The sequence below is a fragment of the Streptomyces sp. NPDC102441 genome, assembly GCF_044765585.1.
In the GTDB taxonomy this organism is placed as follows: Bacteria; Actinomycetota; Actinomycetes; order Streptomycetales; family Streptomycetaceae; genus Streptomyces.
The window spans coordinates 72,229-94,143 of sequence record NZ_JBIWKH010000020.1 but is presented as its reverse complement, the minus strand read 5'-3'; the positions used below and the strand labels follow the sequence as shown (position 1 = coordinate 94,143).

The 21,915-nt window shown below is 70.5% G+C and carries 19 protein-coding genes and 3 tRNA genes; 13 read left to right on the top strand and 9 right to left on the bottom strand.

Going from position 1 to position 21,915, the window contains the following annotated elements:
- The first annotated feature begins 82 nt into the window (after positions 1-82).
- The 4 genes from purD to ACIREO_RS34750 all read left to right on the top strand — a co-directional run bounded on the left by purD (position 83) and on the right by ACIREO_RS34750 (position 6,128).
- Positions 83-1,351 (top strand): phosphoribosylamine--glycine ligase, encoded by a 1,269-nt coding sequence (gene purD / locus ACIREO_RS34765; RefSeq protein WP_404117694.1) that lies wholly within the window; start codon positions 83-85, stop codon positions 1,349-1,351.
- A gap of 302 nt (positions 1,352-1,653) precedes the next feature.
- Entirely contained in the window at positions 1,654-3,381 is a 1,728-nt protein-coding gene (locus ACIREO_RS34760) for a hypothetical protein (protein WP_404117691.1), read from the top strand.
- A gap of 217 nt (positions 3,382-3,598) precedes the next feature.
- Entirely contained in the window at positions 3,599-5,062 is a 1,464-nt protein-coding gene (locus ACIREO_RS34755; protein WP_404117688.1) for a N,N-dimethylformamidase beta subunit family domain-containing protein, read from the top strand.
- Positions 5,063-5,201: 139 nt separating this feature from the next.
- The gene (locus tag ACIREO_RS34750) at positions 5,202-6,128 is read left to right on the top strand and encodes a phosphoribosylaminoimidazolesuccinocarboxamide synthase (protein ID WP_404117685.1); all 927 of its coding nucleotides are present in this window, start codon (positions 5,202-5,204) and stop codon (positions 6,126-6,128) included.
- A 41-nt stretch (positions 6,129-6,169) separates the two neighbouring features.
- On the opposite strand, the gene ACIREO_RS34745 is transcribed toward ACIREO_RS34750, so the two are convergent.
- From ACIREO_RS34745 to ACIREO_RS34720, 6 genes are all read right to left on the bottom strand, one after another.
- Positions 6,170-6,245, bottom strand: a tRNA-Gly gene (locus ACIREO_RS34745).
- 22 nt (positions 6,246-6,267) lie between these two features.
- Positions 6,268-6,891 carry a response regulator gene (locus ACIREO_RS34740; protein WP_404117683.1) on the bottom strand — a complete coding sequence of 208 codons (624 nt, stop codon included), beginning with the start codon at positions 6,889-6,891 and terminating at the stop codon, positions 6,268-6,270.
- The gene (locus ACIREO_RS34735; RefSeq protein WP_404117681.1) at positions 6,888-8,147 is read right to left on the bottom strand and encodes a sensor histidine kinase; all 1,260 of its coding nucleotides are present in this window, start codon (positions 8,145-8,147) and stop codon (positions 6,888-6,890) included. The genes ACIREO_RS34740 and ACIREO_RS34735 overlap by 4 nt, the downstream gene beginning before the upstream one ends.
- 166 nt (positions 8,148-8,313) lie before the next feature.
- A tRNA-Gly gene (locus ACIREO_RS34730) sits at positions 8,314-8,386 on the bottom strand.
- Between the two features lie 79 nt (positions 8,387-8,465).
- Positions 8,466-8,537, bottom strand: a tRNA-Gly gene (locus ACIREO_RS34725).
- A gap of 152 nt (positions 8,538-8,689) precedes the next feature.
- A complete protein-coding gene (locus ACIREO_RS34720; protein WP_404117679.1) occupies positions 8,690-9,025 on the bottom strand; it encodes an Lsr2 family protein in 336 nt (111 codons plus the stop codon).
- 384 nt (positions 9,026-9,409) lie between these two features.
- Between ACIREO_RS34720 and purS the strand changes: the two genes are divergently transcribed.
- The 7 genes from purS (at position 9,410) to ACIREO_RS34685 (ending at position 16,272) form a co-directional block, all read left to right on the top strand.
- Positions 9,410-9,661: a phosphoribosylformylglycinamidine synthase subunit PurS gene (gene purS, locus ACIREO_RS34715; protein WP_404117676.1), complete on the top strand. Its 252-nt coding sequence runs from the start codon at positions 9,410-9,412 to the stop codon at positions 9,659-9,661.
- Positions 9,658-10,338, top strand: a complete 681-nt coding sequence (purQ, locus tag ACIREO_RS34710) for a phosphoribosylformylglycinamidine synthase subunit PurQ (protein WP_404117673.1) — start codon at positions 9,658-9,660, stop codon at positions 10,336-10,338. The genes purS and purQ overlap by 4 nt, the downstream gene beginning before the upstream one ends.
- Positions 10,335-12,584 (top strand): phosphoribosylformylglycinamidine synthase subunit PurL, encoded by a 2,250-nt coding sequence (purL, locus tag ACIREO_RS34705; RefSeq protein WP_404117670.1) that lies wholly within the window; start codon positions 10,335-10,337, stop codon positions 12,582-12,584. The genes purQ and purL overlap by 4 nt, the downstream gene beginning before the upstream one ends.
- A 104-nt stretch (positions 12,585-12,688) precedes the next feature.
- Positions 12,689-13,216: an ArsR/SmtB family transcription factor gene (locus ACIREO_RS34700; RefSeq protein ID WP_404117668.1), complete on the top strand. Its 528-nt coding sequence runs from the start codon at positions 12,689-12,691 to the stop codon at positions 13,214-13,216.
- A gap of 138 nt (positions 13,217-13,354) precedes the next feature.
- Positions 13,355-14,548, top strand: coding sequence for a hypothetical protein (locus ACIREO_RS34695; protein WP_404117665.1), 1,194 nt, complete (start codon positions 13,355-13,357; stop codon positions 14,546-14,548).
- 52 nt (positions 14,549-14,600) lie between these two features.
- The gene (locus tag ACIREO_RS34690) at positions 14,601-15,401 is read left to right on the top strand and encodes a sterol carrier family protein (protein ID WP_404117663.1); all 801 of its coding nucleotides are present in this window, start codon (positions 14,601-14,603) and stop codon (positions 15,399-15,401) included.
- 37 nt (positions 15,402-15,438) lie between these two features.
- Positions 15,439-16,272 (top strand): META domain-containing protein, encoded by an 834-nt coding sequence (locus ACIREO_RS34685; protein WP_404117830.1) that lies wholly within the window; start codon positions 15,439-15,441, stop codon positions 16,270-16,272.
- 95 nt (positions 16,273-16,367) lie between these two features.
- Here the strand turns inward: ACIREO_RS34685 and ACIREO_RS34680 are convergent, their stop codons facing one another.
- Together ACIREO_RS34680 and ACIREO_RS34675 are read right to left on the bottom strand one after the other, a co-directional pair.
- The gene (locus ACIREO_RS34680) at positions 16,368-17,834 is read right to left on the bottom strand and encodes a sulfatase (protein ID WP_404117660.1); all 1,467 of its coding nucleotides are present in this window, start codon (positions 17,832-17,834) and stop codon (positions 16,368-16,370) included.
- Between the two features lie 199 nt (positions 17,835-18,033).
- On the bottom strand, positions 18,034-18,126 hold the full coding sequence (locus tag ACIREO_RS34675; RefSeq protein ID WP_351527697.1) for a putative leader peptide: 93 nt from the start codon (positions 18,124-18,126) through the stop codon (positions 18,034-18,036).
- A 510-nt stretch (positions 18,127-18,636) separates the two neighbouring features.
- Between ACIREO_RS34675 and purF the strand changes: the two genes are divergently transcribed.
- Together purF and purM are read left to right on the top strand one after the other, a co-directional pair.
- A complete protein-coding gene (purF, locus tag ACIREO_RS34670) occupies positions 18,637-20,163 on the top strand; it encodes an amidophosphoribosyltransferase (RefSeq protein WP_404117658.1) in 1,527 nt (508 codons plus the stop codon).
- Between the two features lie 60 nt (positions 20,164-20,223).
- Complete coding sequence (gene purM / locus ACIREO_RS34665; protein ID WP_404117655.1) at positions 20,224-21,297, top strand: phosphoribosylformylglycinamidine cyclo-ligase; 1,074 nt, start codon at positions 20,224-20,226, stop codon at positions 21,295-21,297.
- 159 nt (positions 21,298-21,456) lie between these two features.
- On the opposite strand, the gene ACIREO_RS34660 is transcribed toward purM, so the two are convergent.
- On the bottom strand, positions 21,457-21,714 hold the full coding sequence (locus tag ACIREO_RS34660; protein WP_328895287.1) for a DUF3073 domain-containing protein: 258 nt from the start codon (positions 21,712-21,714) through the stop codon (positions 21,457-21,459).
- Positions 21,715-21,915 lie beyond the last annotated feature (201 nt).

Below are 21,915 nucleotides of genomic sequence, written 5' to 3'. Positions count from 1 at the left end.
GTAAGGCCCCGTTCCGCGCGCCGGCCGTCCACGGAGCGGCGCCCGTCGAGGCCTCCTGTCCCCGGCGGCTAGGCTGCATCCCGTGAAGGTCCTCGTCATCGGCGGCGGCGCCCGCGAACACGCCCTGTGCCGCTCTCTTTCCCTCGACCCCGAAGTCACCGCTCTGTACTGCGCCCCCGGCAACGCCGGAATCGCAGAGGTGGCCGAACTGCACCCGGTCGACGCACTCGACGGAGACTCCGTCGCGTACCTCGCCACCGAGCTGGGTGCCGAGCTGGTGGTCGTCGGCCCGGAGGCGCCGCTTGTCGCCGGTGTCGCCGACACCGTGCGCGCGGCCGGCATCCCCTGCTTCGGCCCCTCGGGCGAGGCCGCCCGGCTGGAGGGCTCCAAGGCGTTCGCCAAGGACGTCATGGCCGGTGCCAACGTCCCGACCGCCCGAAGCTACGTCTGCACCACACCCGCCGAGATCGACGAGGCCCTGGACGCCTTCGGCGCCCCGTACGTCGTGAAGGACGACGGTCTCGCGGCCGGCAAGGGCGTCGTCGTCACGGACGACGTCGAAGCCGCACGTGCCCACGCCCTGGCCTGCGACCGTGTGGTCATCGAGGAGTTCCTCGACGGCCCCGAGGTCAGCCTCTTCGCGATCACCGACGGCACCACGGTCCTGCCTCTCCAGCCGGCCCAGGACTTCAAGCGCGCCCTGGACGGCGACGAGGGCCCGAACACCGGCGGCATGGGCGCGTACTCCCCGCTCCCGTGGGCCGACCCGAAGCTGGTCGACGAGGTCATGCAGACCGTCCTGCAGCCGACCGTCGACGAGCTCCGCCGCCGCGGTACCCCGTTCTCCGGGCTGCTGTACGCGGGCCTCGCGATCACCTCGCGCGGGGTACGGGTCATCGAGTTCAACGCCCGCTTCGGCGACCCGGAGACCCAGGTGGTCCTGGCCCGGCTGAAGACACCGCTCGCCGGCCTCCTGCTCGGTTCGGCGAACGGCACCCTGGCCACCGTGCCCGCGCTGAACTGGCACGACGACGCCGCTGTCACCGTGGTCATCGCCTCCCACAACTATCCGGACACGCCTCGCACGGGAGACCCGATCGAGGGCCTCGCCGATGTGGTGGCGCAGGATGCACCGCACGCGTTCGTCCTGCACGCCGGCACCAGGCGGAACGGCGATGCGGTGGTCAGCGCCGGAGGGCGCGTGCTCTCCGTGACGGCGACCGGCAAGGACCTCACGCAGGCCCGGGGGCGCGCCTACGCCGCGGTGGGCCGGATCCGGCTCGACGGCTCCCAGCACCGTACGGACATCGCCCGTAAGGCCGCCGGGGAAGCCGCCACCGCAGAAGCCTGAGACGCCCGCTCGTCCCCTGTGCCCGGTCCTCCACGGAGGCGCCGGGCACAGGTGTGTCCGGGGCCTCCGGACGAGGCTGCCGTATCACCGAACGCCTGTGCACCGGCACGTCAGCAGCTTTGCCCAAAGCCATTCCATCGGGTGACGGCTCGGCCATCCGGATGACGCCCGCCGAGGCCCCAACTAGGGTGCGGCGCAAGCGTTCCGGCACTTGGCCCACCGGCATTGCGATGTCAGTGACGGGTGCCACAGTGGGGGAGTGACCAACACCGTCGCGGGGGCAGAGGGGGTGACGTCCAGTCGTGTCCGGTACCGGTTCGGTTGAGGAGCTGGGTGCGCACGCAGCGCGGGCCAGAGCCATGGCTCTGCTGCGCATCCGCAGCAGAGCGACAGCCCTGGCGATCCTGCCGGCGGCAGCGGCCGTCGTGCTGCTCGTCGCGGTGGCCCAGGAGCGCATCGGCCCAGGCGTGTGGTCCAAGGTCAGCTGGGCGGTGACGGCCTGTGCCGTCGTGATCCTGCTGCTCGCCGCGGCGGTCGCCGTCGCGGTGGCACGTGCCAGACCGGCGGTCAGCCCGACCGTGCCTCTCACCGAGGCGGCCGCTCCCGATCTCTACCGGCTGGTCAGGGACCTCGCCGACAGGCTGGACGTCCCGGCGCCGTCGGCCATAGCGCTGACCCCGGACTGCGACAGCTGGCTGGAGGACCGTACGCACCCCGCCGCCCAGCCGAGGGCGAAGGGCCCCGGGGGGCCGGCGGGGAACAGGCGTGGCCGCCGGGTTCCCGCGGCGCCCGTGCTGGTGATCGGCTCCCCCTTCCTGTGGTGGATGAGGGTCGCCGAGCTGCGAGCGGTTCTCGCCCCGGTCGTCGCGGGCACCGGGCCGTCCGCGCACCCCGACATAGCCGCCGCCCGCCGTTTCGTCCGCGGTCTGGACGCCGCGGTCGCGGATGCCACCGTGCCCGGGCAGGGCCGCGTACGCAGGATTCGCACGGCCTTCGTGGGGTGGATCGCCAGGACGCTGCTGCGCGCCTGCCGCAGTCACGCGGCGGAGATGGAGCGCGGTGTCGCGGCCGCCGCGTCGGGGCGTGCACAGGAGGTGGACTACGGTCTGCGGATCGTCGCCCAGGAGCAGGTCGGGCTGGCCTACGCGGGCTGGGACCGGCTGCTGACCCGGGTCGCGCTGCCCGCATGGCGGATGGGGCGCTGGCCCTCCCGGCTCGACGCCGGTGTCGTCTCCGCGCTCACGGAGCTCTCCCGGCGCGACAAGCTGGCCGAGGGCTTCACCTCCCGGCTGGGGGAGCGTCCCGCCTGCGATCTCATCGAGGAGCCCGGCGCGGCGGACGAGGCGGCCTCACTACTGGCCGCCCGGCTCTTCCACGGCGGGCCGGCGGAGACCGGGCCCGGCTGGTCCCCGGTCGACTGGCAGCAGTATCCGGACGAGGTCGTGGACCGGAAATGGCGTACGGAGGCCGCCCGGCTGCACCGGGTGCTCGACGCCATGGGCGTGGCCGGCAGCGTCTCCGTGGGGGCCCCGGACGCGTCGGCGGCGGACGGCTCGGCGGTGCCCACGCTGGCGCGCGTGATCGACCACCTCGCCACACCCGGGGCCGACAGCGAGGCGCTCGCGGCAGGGATCGGCGCCGCTGTCGCCCGGGACGAGGAGAAGGCCGCACCGCACTCCAGGACCGGCGGCTCCCCGGCGGACGGTGCGCAGGCCGGAGCGGACACCGACCCTCTCGATCTCTGGGGCCCAGGCCCGCTTCCGTTCCTCCCCCTTCAGCCGCCTCGCACGGGCACGGAGCTGCTCGCCGACCACGTCGTGGCGATGGTCTGCTGCGCCGCCGTGGACACGGCGGGAGCCGCGCCCGGGCTCGACTGGCTCGACGGCCCCGCCCTGCTGGTCGACGGCGGTCGCAGATCGGACCTCGGTGCCCCCGTGTTCAGCCTCGTCGAGGACGGGGACGCGGAGCCGCTGCTCTCCTGGCTCACGACGGTGGGAGTGCGCACCGACAAACCCGTACGCCTGGGCTGAGAGGTGCGCCTGGGCCGACGGGCCGCCGAAATGAACGGTCGTCCGTCCACTTAGATGGAGAAATGCCCCAAACATCCCCCCAATACCCGGAAAATCCAGCTCCGTTCACATAAATTCGCGACGAACGGTAACGAGATGCGTGCGTAATGTGATGTGCTGGGGGTGGCGCCGGCATCCGGCGTGTCAGAGATGCCGGGGGACGAGTGAGGGGTGCGGGATGGGGGCGGAGCAGATCCGGCGATGGGAATCGGGTGCCCTCGCGCATGCCGTGAGTGACCCCTTCGGGCAGGGCCCTCTGCCCTGGCTGCGAGGCAGCGAGAACTACTTCGACGACACCGGCCAGGTCGTACCCTGGTACGCCGATCCAGATCTCGGCCGTGGCGGGAGCGGCGGCGGCACGCGTACGGCCGACGACGTGCACCAGCAGATCAAGGGGTTCGTGTCCCCCGGTGCCGCGGCGCCCGGCGAGGCGATCGACTTCCACATCACCGTGGACCCGCCCCAGCAGTTCTCCGTCGACGTCTACCGCATCGGGCATTACGCGGGCGACGGCGCCGCAAAGATCACCACCAGCCCGCGCCTCTCCGGAATCGTCCAGCCGGCACCGCTGGCCGCCGAGCGGACGGTCTCCTGCCATCACTGGTGGCTCTCCTGGCGGCTCCAGATCCCCAGCTACTGGTCGGTCGGCGCGTACGTCGCAGTGCTCACCACCGCCGACGGCCACCGCTCGCACGTCCCCTTCACGGTCCGCGACGACCACCCGGCGGACCTGCTGCTCCTGCTTCCGGACGTCACCTGGCAGGCCTACAACCTCTATCCGGAGGACGGCCGGACCGGCGCGAGTCTCTACCACGCCTGGGACGAGCGGGGCCGGCTGCTGGGCGAGGAGGACGCCGCCGTCACCATCTCCTTCGACCGCCCCTACGCGGGCGCCGGGCTGCCGCTCCACGTCGGCCACGCCTACGACTTCATCCGCTGGGCCGAGCGTTACGGCTACGACATCGCCTACGCCGACGCCCGGGACCTGCACGCGGGCCGTGTCGACCCCAGCCGCTACCGGGGCCTGGTCTTCCCCGGCCACGACGAGTACTGGTCGGTGCCGATGCGCCGCACCGCCGAGCTCGCCAGGGACACCGGGACCTCGCTCGTCTTCCTCTCGGCCAACACCATGTACTGGCAGGTCGGCCTCGGCCCGTCCCCCTCCGGCGTCCCGGACCGCCTGCTCACCTGCCGCAAGCGCCGGGGCCCCGGTAAGCCCGCGCTGTGGCGCGAGATCGACCGCCCCGAGCAGCAGCTGCTCGGCATCCAGTACGCGGGCCGGGTCCCCGATCCGCACCCGATGGTCGTGCGGAACGCGAGCCACTGGCTCTGGGAGGCCACCGGCGCGGCCGAGGGCGACGAGCTCGACGGCCTGGTCGCCGGCGAGGCCGACCGCTACTTCCCGCGTACGGCGCTGCCCGAGCACGAGAGCCGCATGCTGCTCGCGCATTCCCCGTACACCGACGGCGACGGTGCGACCCGGCACCAGGAGACCTCGCTGTACCGGGCTCCGTCGGGCGCGCTCGTCTTCGCCTCGGGCACCTTCGCCTGGTCCCCCGCGCTGGACCGTCCGGGCCATGTCGACTCCCGTATCCAGCGGGCCACTGCCAATCTGCTCGACCGGATCTGCAAGCGCGACTGAGAAGCCGTCCGCGGCCCGTCCCGTCCGCGGCCCCGTCCCGTCCCGTCCCGTCCCGTCCACGGTGCGACCCCTGGCGGCGCGGCTCCTTCGCATGCGGGACAATCGGAACGACTCCTGGATCAACCTACGCGGAGGCAGCGTGTCCGGTTTCGTAGAAAAGCCCGAGCCTGTGCAGGTGCCGGGGCTCACCCATCTGCACACCGGCAAGGTGCGTGACCTGTACCGGAACGAGGCGGGCGACCTCGTGATGGTCGCCAGCGACCGTATGTCCGCGTACGACTGGGTCCTTCCCACCGAGATTCCCGACAAGGGCCGTGTGCTCACCCAGCTGTCGCTGTGGTGGTTCGACCAGCTCGCCGATCTCGTCCCCAACCATGTGCTGTCCACGGAGCTCCCCGCCGGGGCCCCCGCCGACTGGGCCGGCCGGACCCTGATCTGCCGCTCGCTGCGGATGGTCCAGGTCGAGTGCGTGGCGCGCGGCTACCTGACGGGCTCCGGTCTGACCGAGTACAACGCGACCCGGACGGTCTGCGGGCTCGGCCTGCCCGAGGGACTCGTCGACGGCTCCGAGCTTCCGGGGCCGATCTTCACCCCGGCCACGAAGGCCGCGGTCGGCGATCACGACGAGAACGTCTCGTACGAGGAGGTCGCCCGTGAGGTCGGCCCCGAGACGGCGGCGGTGCTGCGCCGGACGACGCTCGACGTCTACGGCCGCGCCCGGGACATCGCCCGTGAGCGGGGGATCATCCTCGCCGACACGAAGTTCGAGTTCGGCTTCGCGCCCACCGCGGACGGCGGTGAGGAGCTGATCCTCGCGGACGAGGTGCTGACGCCCGACTCCTCCCGCTTCTGGCCGGCCGAGAGCTGGGAGCCGGGCAGGGCGCAGCCTTCCTACGACAAACAGTTCGTGCGCGACTGGCTGACGTCACCGGCCTCCGGCTGGGACCGCCACAGCGAGCAGCCGCCCCCGCCGCTGCCGCAGGAGATCGTCGACGCGACGCGGGCCAAGTACATCGACGCGTACGAGCTCCTGACCGGAATGAGCTGGCCGGCCCAGGGGGTGTGACGCAAGAAGGCCCCGGTCACGAGGACCGGGGCCTTCTCACATGGAGCGGACGACCAGGTTCGAACTGGCGACCTCAACCTTGGCAAGGTTGCGCTCTACCAACTGAGCTACGTCCGCAAGCGCCGAAGCGCGGTGCCTACTATACCCAACCTCTCTCCCGTGCGAGACGCACTGCCGCATGACGGTTCTCCGCCCCGAGCTTGGAGACGGCCGCCGACAGGTAGTTGCGTACGGTGCCCTGTGACAGCGAGGCCCGCTCCGCGATCTCCGCGACCGGCGCACCGTCCGCCGCCAGTTCCAGCACCTCCGCCTCCCGTGCGGTCAGGGGGGAGTCCCCGGCGGAGATCGCGTCGGCCGCCAACTCCGGGTCCACGTAACGGTTTCCCGCGTGAACGGTACGGATGATCTCGGCCAGCCGCCGGGCGCTGACAGTCTTCGGCACGAACGCCCTGACGCCCGCCTCCAGCGCCCGCTTCAGGTTCCCCGGCCGGCCGTGACTCGTCACGATCATGGTCCTGCACCCGGGCAGCCCGGTCCGTAGCGATGTGGCGACCTTCACACCGTCGGCGCCCGGCATCTCCAGGTCCAGGACGGCCACATCGGGCCGGTGGGCCATGGCCATGGCGAGCGCCTCAGGCCCGGTCGCCGCCTCGGCGACCACGACGATGTCGTCCTCCAGCGCGAGGAGGGCGGTCAGCGCGCCCCGGATCAGGTGCTCGTCGTCGGCGAGCAGGACGCGGACGGGGTCCGGTGCGGGTGTCATCTCTTCTCCAGCGGGGAGGGCGCGGTGTTCCGTGGCGAGGGCAGCGGGACAGCCGCGGTCAGTTGGAAACGCCCGTCGTCCGTCGGCGCCGCCTCCAGTGAACCGCCGACCGCCGCCAGCCGTTCCCGGAGTCCGTGGAGCCCTGAGCCGCCTCCGGGGGCGACGGTCTCGCCCGGTGTCGCACCGTCGTTCTCCACCACCAGCCGGACCCCGTCCAGCGCGGCCTCCAGCCGGATGTCGCACCGCTGTGGATCCCCGTGCCGCAGCACGTTGGTGGCCGCCTCGCGTACGGCCCAGCCGAGCGCCGACTGCACGGGAGAGGGAAGCTGCCCGGCGTCGCCGTGGACGGCGCACTCGATTCCCGCCGCCCGCAAGACCCCCTGGGCTCCCAGTAGTTCCGTACGCAGATCAGCCTCCCGGTAGCCCCGCACGACGTCCCGGACCTCCTGCTGGGAGGCGCGTGCGATGCGCTGCACCTCGACCATCTGGTCCATCGCCGTGGGCTTCCCGCGCTGTGCCAGCTCGACCGCGAGCTCGCTCTTCAGCGCGATCACCGCCAGATTCCGGCCCAGCACGTCGTGCATGTCCCGCCCGAACCGCAGCCGCTCCTCGGCGACCGCCAGGCGGGTCTCCATGTCCTGGGTGTCTCGGAGCTTCTGCATGATGCCGAGCGTCCAGGCGGAAAGACGCACGGTGAAGGAGATCAGCAGACCGCCGAAGCCCACTCCCACCAGGGTGGTCAGGGCGAAGGCCCCGGTGCCCCCCGCCAGCAGGGCACCCCCGCTCATGCCGGCCGCGACCACAGCGATGCACACACCGGACACCCACATCGGGACGGCGAGGACGAACGGTGTCAGGAACGGCCACACCACCGCCACCAGGGCCACCTGCAGCTCGGGGTACGTCTCGGTGCCGGTGTACCCGCCGAGCGCCAGCAGGCCCGCCGCGTTCGCGACGGACAGGACGGCCGCGAGAGCGGTCAGCCGTCCCCCGGCGGCCCGGCGGCCGAGGTAGCTGTCGAGCGCCCGGGACACCAGCGGTACCGAGCAGACGCCCTGTGCGATCACGGTCAGGACCGTGAAGGAGATCAGGGCGGCGGGCGCGTCCGAGTGCCGCACCGGGCGCGTCACCGACAGGAGCGCCACGCACACGACCATCCCCCAGACCATGGAGTGCATGGTCCCGCGTGTGTAGAGATCGATCTTGTCGAATCCCTCGCGCCTCTGCCACCTGCGCACCTGCGTCCGTACCCACACGGTTCCGGCTCCCTCTTGTTCCCCGTGGACCTCTTGTTCAAGACTTCCGCCGGATCACGGCCGCGACCAGTGCTGGGTGTCATCACCGCCCATGACAAACGTCATGCGTCGATAAACGAAAACGCCAAAGGCCCTGGTCGATATCGACCAGGGCCTTTGAAACAAGAGCGGACGACCAGGTTCGAACTGGCGACCTCAACCTTGGCAAGGTTGCGCTCTACCAACTGAGCTACGTCCGCATTGCCGCCACTCGGCTTTCACCGGTGGAGCGCTCACTACTCTACCTGATCCACTCAGTGGTTCGGTAAGGCAGTGCAGAGCGGGTGACAGGAATTGCACACTGCGCCTTCCCCCTGGAAGGGGGATGTTCTACTACTGAACTACACCCGCACGCTGCGTCGGGCCCGGCTCTTCGGCCTTGCCCTTCGGCGTGCTCCAGACTCTAGCCGACCTGCAGGGGTGTTGTGCAAGTCGGCTCCCCGAGGTGTCGCTCCGGGGGCGCACGGGTGTCGTAGTGGAATGGAGCATTCCGGGCGCAGCCCTCAACTGGCCGCGTCGAACGCCTCGTAGACCTTCTTGGGGATCCGGCCGCGGGCCGGCACCTCCATCCGGTGCGAGCGTGCCCAGGCGCGGACGGCCGCGGGGTCCGGCGCGAGCGATGTGTGGTGGTACGACACCGGGGCCTTGCCGCGCTTGCCGGTATTTGTCTGCTTTCGGCCGGCCGCCACGTACGGGGCCAGGGACTTCCGCAGTTCCTTTGCATTGGCGGGATTGAGGTCGATCTCGTACGACTTCCCGTCCAGGGCGAAGGTGACCGTTTCCGCCGCTTCTCCCCCGTCGATGTCGTCGGAGAGCGTAACCACGACGCGCTGAGCCACGGATATCGGTCCTTTCCTACGGCATCGTCGCGCTTGACATGCGCTGATGCCGGCCTTCCGGCGGCTGGGCGGATACGGATCGACGGCTGTCGACTGTTCCGGGGCAATCGTGCTTTCCCCGGTATTCATTTGTACAGCGGTGGGAGCCGCATTGTGAAGCCCGGCCAAATACATCCGCGTGTTGCCTCCGTGCGTCCGCGTGCAATCCGCGTGAAGATTTTTTCCAGGATTTTCCCCGGCTGTTGTCGCCTCCGATATCTCGCCGTGATCAGGGCCGCCCGATATCTACCCGCGTAGAATTTCTGGCCAGGTACGCTGAGTGGACCCGCGGGGATCTGGGGAACCCCTCGGAGACACAGCCGCACCACACCACCGGGAGTGCCAGTGGCACGCGTCGTAGTCGACGTCATGCTCAAGCCGGAGATCCTCGACCCGCAGGGACAGGCTGTGCAGCGCGCACTGCCCCGTCTCGGCTTCGACGGAATCGCGGACGTTCGTCAGGGAAAGCGTTTCGAGCTCGAGGTCGAGGGGCCGGTCGACGACGCCGCCCTCGCCCGTATTAACGAGATCGCCGAGACCTTCCTCGCCAACACCGTCATCGAGGACTTCACCGTCAAGGTGGAGGAGGGGAAGTGACCACCCGTATCGGCGTCGTCACTTTTCCCGGCACGCTCGACGACCAGGACAGCCTGCGGGCCGTGCGGATCGCAGGCGCCGAGCCCGTATCCCTCTGGCACCGCGACAAGGACCTCCACCAGGTCGACGCGGTCATCCTGGCGGGCGGATTCAGTTACGGCGACTATCTGCGCGCCGGCGCCATCTCGCGTTTCTCGCCCGTGATGGAGACCGTCATCGAGCAGGCGAAGGCCGGTCTGCCGGTCCTCGGCATCTGCAACGGCTTCCAGATCCTGACCGAGGCGCATCTGCTGCCCGGCGCGATGCTGCGCAACAACCACCTCCACTTCATCTGCCGCGACCAGAAGCTGCGGGTGGAGAACGCGGAGACCGCCTGGACCTCGGACTACACGGCGGGCCAGGAGATCTCCGTACCGCTGAAGAACGTGGACGGCCGGTACACCGCCGACGAGCGTACGCTCGACGAGCTGGAGGCCGAGGGCCGCGTCGCCTTCCGTTACGCCGACGTCAACCCGAACGGCTCGCTGCGCGACATCGCCGGCATCACCAACGCCGCGGGCAACGTCGTCGGTCTGATGCCGCACCCGGAGCACGCCGTCGAGCCGCTGATCGGTACCGGTCGCACCGACGGTCTGGGTTTCTTCACCTCGATCATCAAGAAGCTGGTCAACGCATGAGCCTGGACACGGTCAAGCACGCGGCCGGGACCCCGGACGCCGGGCAGCCCTGGAAGGAGCTCGGCCTCAAGGAGGACGAGTACGCCCGGATCCGCGAGATCCTGGGCCGGCGTCCCACCGGCGCCGAGCTCGCCATGTACTCCGTGATGTGGTCCGAGCACTGCTCGTACAAGAGCAGCAAGGTCCACCTCAAGCAGTTCGGCGAGAAGGTCCCCGCCAACGACGCGATGCTCGTCGGCATCGGCGAGAACGCCGGTGTGGTCGACGTCGGCCAGGGTTACGCGGTCACCTTCAAGGTCGAGTCGCACAACCACCCCTCGTACATCGAGCCCTACCAGGGCGCGGCCACCGGCGTCGGCGGCATCGTCCGCGACATCCTCGCCATGGGTGCCCGCCCGATCGCGGTCGTCGACCCGCTGCGCTTCGGCGCTGCCGACCACCCCGACACCAGGCGGGTCCTGCCGGGCATCGTCGCGGGCATCGGCGGCTACGGGAACTGTCTCGGTCTGCCGAACATCGGCGGCGAGGTCGTCTTCGACGCCTGCTACCAGGGCAACCCGCTCGTCAACGCCGGCTGCATCGGCGTGATGAAGCACGAGGACATCCACCTGGCCCAGGCCTCCGGCCCCGGCAACAAGGTCATCCTCTACGGCGCCCGCACCGGCGGCGACGGCATCGGCGGCGTCTCCGTGCTGGCTTCGGAGACCTTCGACGACACCAAGCCCACCAAGCGCCCCGCCGTCCAGGTCGGTGACCCCTTCCAGGAGAAGCTCCTCATCGAGTGCACCCTGGAGATCTTCAAGGAGAAGCTCGTCGCGGGCATCCAGGACCTCGGCGGCGCCGGGCTCTCCTGCGCCACGAGCGAGCTGGCCTCCGCGGGCTCCGGCGGTATGCGCGTCGAGCTGGACACCGTGCCGCTGCGCGACTCCTCCCTCTCGCCCGAGGAAATCCTCATGAGCGAGTCGCAGGAGCGCATGTGCGCGATCGTCGAGCCGCAGCACGTGGACCGTTTCATGGAGATCTGCGAGAAGTGGGACGTCATCGCCACCGTCATCGGTGAGGTGACCGAGGGCTCGCAGCTGGAGATCTTCTGGCACGGCGAGCAGATCGTGGACGTACCGCCGCGGTCCGTGGCCCACGAGGGCCCGACCTACCACCGGCCGTTCGCCCGCCCCTCCTGGCAGGACGCGCTGCAGGCCGACGACGCCGGCAAGCTGGCCCGTCCGGCGAACGGCGCGGAGCTGCGCGAGCAGGTACTCAAGCTGGTCAGCTCCCCGAACCAGGCCTCCAAGTCCTGGATCACCGACCAGTACGACCGTTTCGTGCAGGGCAACACCGTGCTGGCGATGCCCGAGGACGCCGGCATGGTCCGGATCGACGAGAAGTCGAATCTGGGTGTGGCCATGGCGACCGACGGCAACGGCCGTTACGCCAAGCTCGACCCGTACACGGGCGCGCAGCTCGCACTGGCCGAGTCCTACCGCAACGTCGCCGCGTCCGGCGCCAAGCCGCTCGCCATCTCGGACTGCCTGAACTTCGGTTCGCCCGAGGATCCGGACGTCATGTGGCAGTTCGCCGAGGCCACCCGTGGTCTCGCCGACGGCTGTCTGGAGCTGGGTACCCCGGTCACCGGCGGCAACGTGTCGCTCTACAACCAGACCGGTGAGACGGCGATCCACCCGACGCCCGTCGTGGCCGTCCTCGGTGTGATCGACGACGTCACCCGGCGTACGCCGGTCGCCTTCGCCGAAGAGGGCCAGCTGCTCTACCTCCTGGGCGACACCCGTGAGGAGTTCGGCGGCTCGGCCTGGTCCGAGGTCGTCCACCAGCACCTCGGCGGGATGCCGCCCGAGGTCGACCTGGGCCGCGAGAAGCTGCTCGGCGAGATCCTGATCTCGGCCTCCCGCGACGGCATGATCGACGCGGCGCACGACCTCTCCGACGGCGGTCTGATCCAGGCGGTCACCGAGTCCTGCCTGCGTGGCGGGAAGGGTGCCCGGCTGGTCGTCCCGGACGGTCTGGACGCGTTCACCTTCCTGTTCTCGGAGTCGGCGGGCCGTGCGGTCGTGTCGATTCCGCGCAGCGAGGAGCTCCGCTTCAACGACATGTGCGGGGCGCGGGGGCTGCCCGTGGCCCGGATCGGTGTCGTGGACGGCGAGGAGATCGAGATCCAGGGTGAGTTCAGCATCCCGCTGAGCGAGCTGGGCGCGGCGCACGAGGGGACCCTGAAGGCTCTGTTCGCCTGAGTCCTGCCCATACCGAAGCCCCCGTCCGGGTCGACCGGACGGGGGCTTCGTCGTTCCTGCCGCACCTGTTGATTGGGATTACGTAATTACGTAAGGTGGATGTCATGGAGATCGAGGACCGTGTCGCCGAACTGGAGCGCCGCCTCGCGGTGCTGGAGTCGGCAGCCGGGAGCGCGAAGCCGGAGCTGGGCGGCGGTGAACTCTGGGCGCTGGAAGGGCTGAAGGAACAGCTCGGCCAGGCCGGGGAGGCCGCGGCCGACGGCGGGGTGCTGTTCACTGGCGCGGTGAAGCTGCCGGCCGGTGAGCGCTACGAATGGCAGTACGGCGCGCTCACGGTGGGGCTCCTGGGGAGCACGGACGAGGACCGTCCCGACTGGGCGGAAGCCGCCGAACCCCTGGCCGCGCTCGGCCACCCGGTCCGGCTGCGGCTGCTCCGCGAGATCCTCGGCGGCCGCCGCACGGCCGCCGAGCTGGCCGGACTGGACGACACGGGAACGACCGGCCAGATCTACCACCATCTGCGGCTGCTGACCGGGGCGGGCTGGCTGCACACGACAGGACGCGGGCGCTACGAGGTGCCCGGCGCGCGGGTTGTGCCGCTGCTGGTGATGCTCACGGCCGCCCGGCCGTGAGGTCTGTACGCTTGGCCGTCATTGAGCATCGGGCCGTACGGGGGCGACGGTGGACGATCGGGAAAGTGCGCAACAGGACGGCGTCGTACGGGAGTAGCCCGACCGCGGGCCCTGGGGTAATGCCTTCAACATGCTGCTGTGCGTGCTGGCCGTCGCCGGGATCGGCTCAGCATCTGGGCCTTCGCCATGGAGTTCATCGATCTCCGTGCCCGGGGGGAGAGCCGCGAGCACATCACGGCGGCGTGCGGCGGCCTCATCGATCCTGACCCGGTCCTCGGGCTGGACGGCGGGGGGATCGACCGGGTGAAGCTCGACGACGAGCGCGAGATATCCACCGAGGAGACCTACAGCGGCTGTCTCGTCCACCGGGTGGGCGATCCGGGGACGACGTACGGGCACTTCGCGCTCTCCCTCGTCCGGCACTCCGCCGACCCGGACGAAGAGCAGGCCACGACCGAGGTCGACGAACGGCACGACGAGCCGTTCCGCCTTCCGTACCGCGACGAGGACGGGCCGGTCAGGCCCCGCGTGAGCCACGCCGTCCCGCATCCGATCGGGGACGGCAGGCTGGGCGACTACGACGAGTACAGGATGACGGCCCGGGCGGTCTGCGAGAAGGGGGGCGCGGTCTCCTCCGTAGAGGCGACGGCCGTCGCCCGGTACGACGACCCCGTCACGGCCGAGGACCGCCGCACGCTCGCCGGCCTGGCGCGGCAGGCGGCGGACCGGGCGGACGGGGTGCGAGGCCGACCTCCCCGAGCTTCCCGCCGCGCTGGCCGAGCCGAAGCTGCAGCTCGGCCCCCCCCGGCGAGCACAGGCGGCACCTGCGCCTGGTACCGGCGGTTCTTGGCCACGCAGGACCGGGGCCGGCTTCCCGACCGCGCGCTCGCCGCTCCGGCGGGAAGGGCGAGTGACCACGACGCCTGTGTGCTGGCGGTCGGGGAGAAGGAGACTCGCAGGATCTTCCCGGGCTACGCGAAGTCATCGAACTACCCGCAGAAGCTGGGGGACGTGCTGAAGTACCTCCCCTGGTGGGTGAAGACGGAGACGTACGTCGGTGACGGGACGCGGGGGCTTCTGAGCAGCAAGATCTTGGAGCCGACCGAGCTTGCGCCGGGCACCGCGGGCACGGACTCCGCCGGCATCTGGTGGGCTTCCTCCGTCTGCGGAGGCCGGCCCGCCGTGCATGTGATGTGGCTGTCCTATCCCTACGACCGCATAGTCGCCGACCGGCTTGAACCACTGTTCCGGGCATACGTCGACGACGCGACGGAACGCCGTGGCTGCACCGGTACGGTCTTCCCCGACCCGGCGGACTTCGCCCGGAATTGAGTCCGGCGGCACGCGAGGGCCACTGTCGGACCCGCCGGTTAGTCTCGCCCCTATGCCACCGGCCAAGAAGCGCCCCCGCGCCTACAACATCTCCCGGACCAGGACCGCCGTCCTCGCCCAGTTCGCCCACGTGCAGGACGCCGTCCGCACGCTGACGCCCGAGCAGCTCGCCCTGCCCGGACTGGGGGAGTGGACCGTGCGTGAGCTCGCGGCGCACCTGACGATGGCGCTGGAGCGGGTCAGCCGGGCCATGGAACTGCCGGAGCCGGCCGGGGGGCCCAAGCCGGAGACCTCCCTGCTGGAGTGGCCCTTCTCCACCGCAGGGAACGCCGCGGGAATCGCCGACCACACCCGGAACCTCGCCGGAGCGAGCCCCGATCTCGGCGCGCTGTACGAGGCGACGGCCGCCCGGTTCGCGGAGCTGGTGCCCGCCGATGCCGGTGAGCGGCTGGTGACGATCCGGTCGGGCACGATGCGGCTGGGTGACTTCCTGGTGACCCGCACCGTCGAACTCGTCGTCCACACCGACGATCTGCACCGGGCGACCGGCCTCGACATCCCGTACGACCGCCAGGCGCTCGCCGCCTGCACCCGGCTGCTCGCCGACGCGCTCGCGGACAAGGCGCCGGGCGGTTCCGTGGAGGTGCGTGTCCCGCCCTTCGCCGTCGTCCAGTGCATCGGCGGCCCCAGACACACCCGGGGCACGCCGCCCAACGTCGTGGAGACGGACCCGCTCACCTGGATCCGGCTGGCCACCGGACGTACGCGATGGGCGGAGGCACTCGAAGCGGCGCAGGTCAGCGCCAGTGGGGAGCGGGCGGACCTCGCCCCGCTGCTTCCGCTGATGGGCTGAGGGGAACCGGATCGACTACTCGATCCGTCCCATGGCCATGCGCAAACAACGTATGGCTGTCAGCGTCCTGGCCCTCCTCACCCTTGCCGCCTGCGGTACGGAGTCGGGCTCCGGAGCGGGTTCCGGGGACTCCGGAGACGGCAGCGGCACCGTACGGACGGGCCCATCCCTGACCGGTGTCCACTGGACCGTGTCCTCCCTGACCGTCGGCGGGAAGAAGACCGCCGCCCCCGCCGGTGCCCACGTCGAGATCGGCCCCGAGGGCAGGGCCACCGGCAATCTGGGCTGCAACCGTTTCACCGCCGACGTCGAGGTCGAGGGCGACAAGGTGACCGTCGGGCCGGGCACGACCACGGAGATGGGGTGCGAGGAGGATGTTCAGGAGTTCGAGAAGGCCATGGGCCGTGCCCTCAACGGCGAGCTCAAGGCCGCGGTGGCGAGCCGGAGCGACGGGAAGACCCTGACCCTGACCACCGCGCAGGGCGACTCCATCGTCCTCACCTCCGAGCCGCCGGCCCCGCTCACCGGTACCACCTGGAAGGTCACCGGACTCGTGTCCGGCGGTGCCGCCGCCTCCCTGCCCGCCGGGACGGAGAAGAAGGCGCATCTCACCTTCGGCAAGGACGGCTCGGTGGAGGGGAACCTCGGCTGCAACACCTTCCACGGCAAGGCGGTGGTTTCCGGATCGGCGCTCACCTTCGGTCCGATCGCCTCCACCCGGAAGATGTGCGCGGACCCCGAGATGGAGCTGGAGCGCGCGTTGCTCGGCGTGCTGGAGGGGAAGACGGCGTACGAGATCGAACACCGTTCCCTGTCGATCGAGGCGAAGAACGGCAAGGGGCTCGCCGCGACCGCCCCGGCCGGGAAGTGACCGGCCGGGGCTGATCCGCCCGGGATGGCGAGGGGTCTCAGGAGCGGGCCAGGACGGCGAGCGGCCTCAGGAGCCGGCCGGGACGACGCGCACCCTCAGGAGCCGCTCGGATACGGGAGCAGGCCGGAGTCCGTCTTCTCCCACGCCGCCCGCAGCCCGGCCAGCCGCTCCGGCTCGGCAGCCGCACGGTCGGCCTGCTCGCGCTGGTCGCCGGCCAGGTTGAACAGCTGGTCGGTCCCGCTCTTCCCCCGGTAGTACTTCCAGTCGCCGCGCCGCAGCGCCCGCTCACCGCGCACCCGCCAGAACAGGTCACGTTCCTTCGGCGTCTCGTCGCGCAGCAGATATCCGGCGAGGCTGACGCCGTCCAGCGGATGGGCGGGGCCCGGCCGCGCCCCGCCGAGCTCCAGCAGGGTCGCCGTCCAGTCGGGTGAGTACACGGGGAGGCCGCTGACCTGGTGACCGTCGATCCGCGCGGGCCAGCGCAGCACCGAGGGGACGCGGATGCCGCCCTCCTGGAGTGAGCTCTTGTTGCCGGACAGCGGCCAGTTGTAGGAGAACCGCTCGCCGCCGTTGTCGCTGGCGAAGAAGACCAGGGTGTCCTCCTCCTGACCCGAGCGCTTCAGCGCCTTCAGGACCTCGCCGACGGAGCGGTCCAGGTCCTCGACCATCTCTGTGTACTTCTCGACCGAGCCGCCGTCCGCGTTCCGGAGGGCGCCTGAGTCGCCGGCCTTGATCCGGCTGACGATCTCGGCGGACGCCTCCGTGTCGCCGTCGGCGATCCACGGCCAGTGCGGGGTGGTGAAGTTCAGGTTGAGCAGCCACGGCTTGTCGTGGTCACGCTGCACGTACTCGCTCGCGCGCTCCGTCAGGACCCGGGTGTAGTAGCGCAGGTCCTTGTACTCGGCGTCGCCCTCGTACAGGTCGTACTCACCGCCCAGGCCGAGCTTGGAGTAGTACTCCAGGGCCCCGCCGAAGTTGCCGAAGAACTCGTCCCAGCCCGACTTGGTGGGGCTGTGGTCCGGCAGGTATCCGCAGTGCCACTTGCCGATCAGCGCGGTCGAGTAGCCGGCGCCCCGCAGCAGGGAGGCGAGGGTCGGATGGGTGGGATCCAGCCCGACGGACCGGTCGGCGATCGGCTCCGCGAGCCCGCCCTTCGTACGCCCCGGATAGCGGCCGGTGTAGAGGCTGAACCGGGTGGGGGAGCAGGTGGCGGACCCGGAGTAGGCGTCCGTGAACCGGACTCCCTCGCGCCCGAGCCTGTCCAGGTTGGGGGTGCGGATGTGCGGGGCTCCGTACGAGGAGAGATCCGCCCAGCCGAGGTCGTCGCCGAGGATGAAAAGGATGTTGGGGCGGCGCGAGTGTCTGCCGGGGGCGGCGCGGAACGGCCGCTCCCGCGTCACGCCGTCCGTGGCCGTCCCGGGAGCGGCGGCTGCCGGGACGGCGGTCTGTATTCCGACGGCGGCGGTGGCGGCGGTCGCGCCCACGGCGGTGGTGAAGGCGCGTCGGCTCAGTGGTGAGCCGGAACGCCTGTCCGAATGTGCGTTCGAATCGCGAGAGGTCATGAGAGCTCCAGGGCGGGCCACGCGCTCCGGCCGGGGAGGGCGGAGCGCGAAAGGGGGCGGACGCGGCGCTCCGTCGAAAAGGGTGCACAGGTGGGCGTACCCGGACATGACGGGGCAGCGAGGAAGAAGAGCGGGAATGCGGGCGCGTACCGGAGTTCGGGGCGGAAGCCCTACGGCAGTCCCCGGAGGTGCGGCCGGATCAGGCGCAGCGACAGATGGCGCTCGCGACACGTCCCAGATCGACGTGGCGGCGCTCCACGAGCGTGACCGAGTGATCACCGAGGGGCTGCATGGAGAAGGAGCCTGCCCAACGGGCCATGAGCCTGTCAACGGTGGTCTCGCACTGCGGACAGCCTGTCCACATGCCGCCGGGCCCGCCGCCTCGACCGGACCAGGCGATTCGGCCGGGCCGGACCGGGGGCATCGCGGATGGTCCGGAGCGGCCCGCGGGGCCTGCGTCGGCGCTCCGCGGTGTGAGGCTCGCCACGAAACGGCCGTTCGGCCACGGCCCGCGCCGCCCGGTGTCCCGGCTCACCGAGTGCCACGACGGGGTGGGTCGTGGTGCGGAACGGCCGAGGCGTCCGACCCGTCGGTAACCGCCCTCCATCCCGGGCGTCGGCGGCCCCGAGGCCCTCCGGGGGCACGGCGGGAGGTGCGGCGGAGACAGGGCCGTGATCGCCCGGAGTGATCACTCGGTGCCGGTCCGGGCCCTCCTGGAAAGCCCCTGGCCGCCCTGCCCGAGGCCCCGGTCGGGAGGTCACCCAATTCGGACCGGTGGTCGATCTCGCCTACACTCGGTGGCGTGCCTCGTGGTGATGGACGACTCAACCACGACCTGCTCCCCGGAGAGAAAGGCCCCCAGGACGCTTGTGGCGTCTTCGGTGTCTGGGCTCCGGGCGAAGAGGTCGCCAAGCTCACCTATTTCGGACTGTATGCCCTGCAGCACCGTGGACAGGAGTCCGCGGGCATCGCAGTGAGCAACGGGTCGCAGATCCTGGTCTTCAAGGACATGGGACTGGTCTCGCAGGTCTTCGACGAAACGTCTCTGGTATCGCTCCAGGGCCATATCGCGGTCGGTCATGCCCGCTACTCCACCACCGGTGCCTCGGTGTGGGAGAACGCGCAGCCGACGTTCCGTGCCACCGCGCACGGCTCGATCGCCCTGGGTCACAACGGCAACCTGGTCAACACGGCCCAGCTCGCGGAGATGGTCGCCGACCTTCCGCGCAAGGACGGCCGTGCCACCCAGGTCGCTGCGACGAACGACACCGATCTGGTGACCGCGCTGCTCGCCGGCCAGAGAAATGACGACGACAAGCCGCTCACGATCGAGGCGGCTGCCACCAAGGTGCTCCCTGAGGTCAAGGGCGCCTTCTCGCTCGTCTTCATGGACGAGAACACCTTGTACGCGGCCCGTGACCCGCAGGGCGTCCGCCCCCTGGTCCTCGGCCGGCTCGAGCGTGGCTGGGTGGTGGCCTCCGAGTCCGCCGCCCTCGACATCTGCGGTGCCAGCTTCGTCCGCGAGATCGAGCCGGGCGAGCTGATCGCCATCGACGAGAACGGCCTGCGCAGCTCTCGATTCGCAGAAGCGAAGCCCAAGGGCTGTGTCTTCGAGTACGTCTATCTGGCCCGCCCCGACACCGACATCGCCGGTCGGAACGTCTACCTCTCCCGGGCGGAGATGGGCCGGAAGCTGGCGGCCGAGGCCCCCGTCGAGGCCGATCTGGTCATAGCGACACCGGAGTCCGGAACCCCCGCGGCCATCGGCTACGCCGAGGCGAGCGGAATTCCGTTCGGGTCCGGGCTCGTCAAGAACGCCTACGTCGGCCGGACCTTCATCCAGCCTTCACAGACCATCCGCCAGCTGGGCATCAGGCTCAAGCTGAATCCGCTCAAGGAAGTCATCAAGGGCAAGCGGCTGGTCGTCGTCGACGACTCGATCGTCCGCGGCAACACCCAGCGCGCCCTGGTGAGGATGCTGCGCGAGGCGGGCGCCGCCGAGATCCACATCCGGATCTCCTCCCCGCCCGTGAAGTGGCCCTGCTTCTTCGGTATCGACTTCGCGACGCGCGCCGAGCTCATCGCCAACGGCATGTCCGTCGACGAGATCGCCACCTCCATGGGTGCCGACTCCCTGGCGTACATCTCGCTCGACGCGATGGTCGAGGCGACGACGATCGCCAAGCCGAATCTGTGCCGCGCCTGCTTCGACGGTGAATACCCGATGGAGCTTCCGGACCCGGAGCTGCTCGGCAAGCAGCTGCTGGAGACGGAGCTGGCGGCCGGCCCCGCCGCGACCGCGGCGGCCGACGCGCTGCGTCGTCCGTGACCCGGACCGACCGGCTGCTTCCCCACCAGCCCCGTATTCCCACACGAAAGATCCCGGGCCATGTCTGAGACAACAGGTGCTTCCTACGCCGCGGCGGGCGTCGACATCGAAGCCGGTGACCGCGCCGTCGAGCTGATGAAGGAGTGGGTGAAGAAGACGCAGCGCCCCGAGGTCGCGGGCCTCGGCGGCCTCGGCGGATTCGCCGGCCTCTTCGACGCCTCGGCGCTCAAGCGCTACGAGCGCCCACTGCTCGCCTCCGCCACCGACGGGGTCGGCACCAAGGTCGACCTGGCCCGGCAGATGGGCGTGTACGACACCATCGGCCACGACCTCGTCGGCATGGTCGTCGACGACCTGGTCGTCTGCGGCGCGGAGCCGCTCTTCATGACCGACTACATCTGTGTCGGCAAGGTCCATCCCGAGCGTGTCGCGGCCATCGTGAAGGGCATCGCCGAAGGCTGTGTCCTGGCGGGCTGCGCCCTGGTCGGCGGCGAGACCGCCGAGCACCCCGGTCTGCTGGGCCCGGACGACTTCGACGTCGCGGGCGCCGGGACGGGCGTGGTCGAGGCCGACCGGCTGCTCGGCCCGGACCGTATCCGTAAGGGTGACGCGGTGATCGCGATGGCGTCGTCCGGTCTTCACTCCAACGGGTACTCGCTCGTGCGCCACGTGGTCTTCGACCGCGCCGGCTGGAGCCTGGACCGCGAGGTCGAGGAGTTCGGCAGGACGCTCGGTGAGGAGCTGCTGGAGCCCACCAGGATCTACTCCCTGGACTGCCTGGCACTGACCCGCACGACCGATGTGCACGGCTTCAGCCACGTCACCGGAGGCGGTCTGGCCAACAACCTGGCCCGGGTGATCCCGGACGGGCTGCACGCCACGGTCGACCGCGCCACCTGGGCGCCGGGCGCCGTCTTCGACCTGGTCGGCAAGGCCGGACAGGTCGAGCAGCTGGAGCTCGAGAAGACGCTCAACATGGGCGTCGGCATGATCGCGATCGTGCCCGCCGACTCGGTGGACGCGGCGCTGACGACGCTGGCCGACCGGGGTGTCGACTCCTGGGTCGCCGGCGAGATCACCGAGCGCGGCGGCCACGCGACGGGCGCCGAGCTGACCGGCAGCTACGCACGGTAGGACGCACCCGTCAGGTCACCGCCGGTCCGGCGCACACACCGGACCGGCGGCGGCCGGAGCGGGCCGCAGGCCGATCGCGTCGATGCGCCACATCCGTACCGGGACAGCACAGAACCCGGTCCGGGCAGGCCCGGACCGGGTTGATGTGTCAGCGCGAGGTCAAGCGCCGCGGCGCTGTGACGACGGACCGGACTGATCGTCCGCGTCCGCGTCCTCGTCGTCGTTGTACTGATCCGCGTACTGTGCGTACGGGTCATCTTCCTCGTCGTCGTCCTCGAACGGCTCGGCGTTCGGTGGCTGACTCGAAGGTGATGCGCCCAGCTCATTGGCCAGACGCGACAGGTCTGTCCCGCCGCTGCTGTACTTCAGCTGACGGGCGACCTTGGTCTGCTTGGCCTTTGCCCGGCCGCGCCCCATGGCTCGACCCCCTCGGTGACGGGGCTCGACGGCCCCAGAGTCTTGACACGCGTTCATGTTTCAGGACGGACTCTCAGCAGAGAGACCGCGCCCGTGGCTTTAACGGTACCTGCTTCCTCGGCCATACGGTACGCCGCCCGCATCACGCTCCTCGGTGCAGGACCTCGGAGGAGCCCGTCCTGGCTGGTCAACCCCGATTTT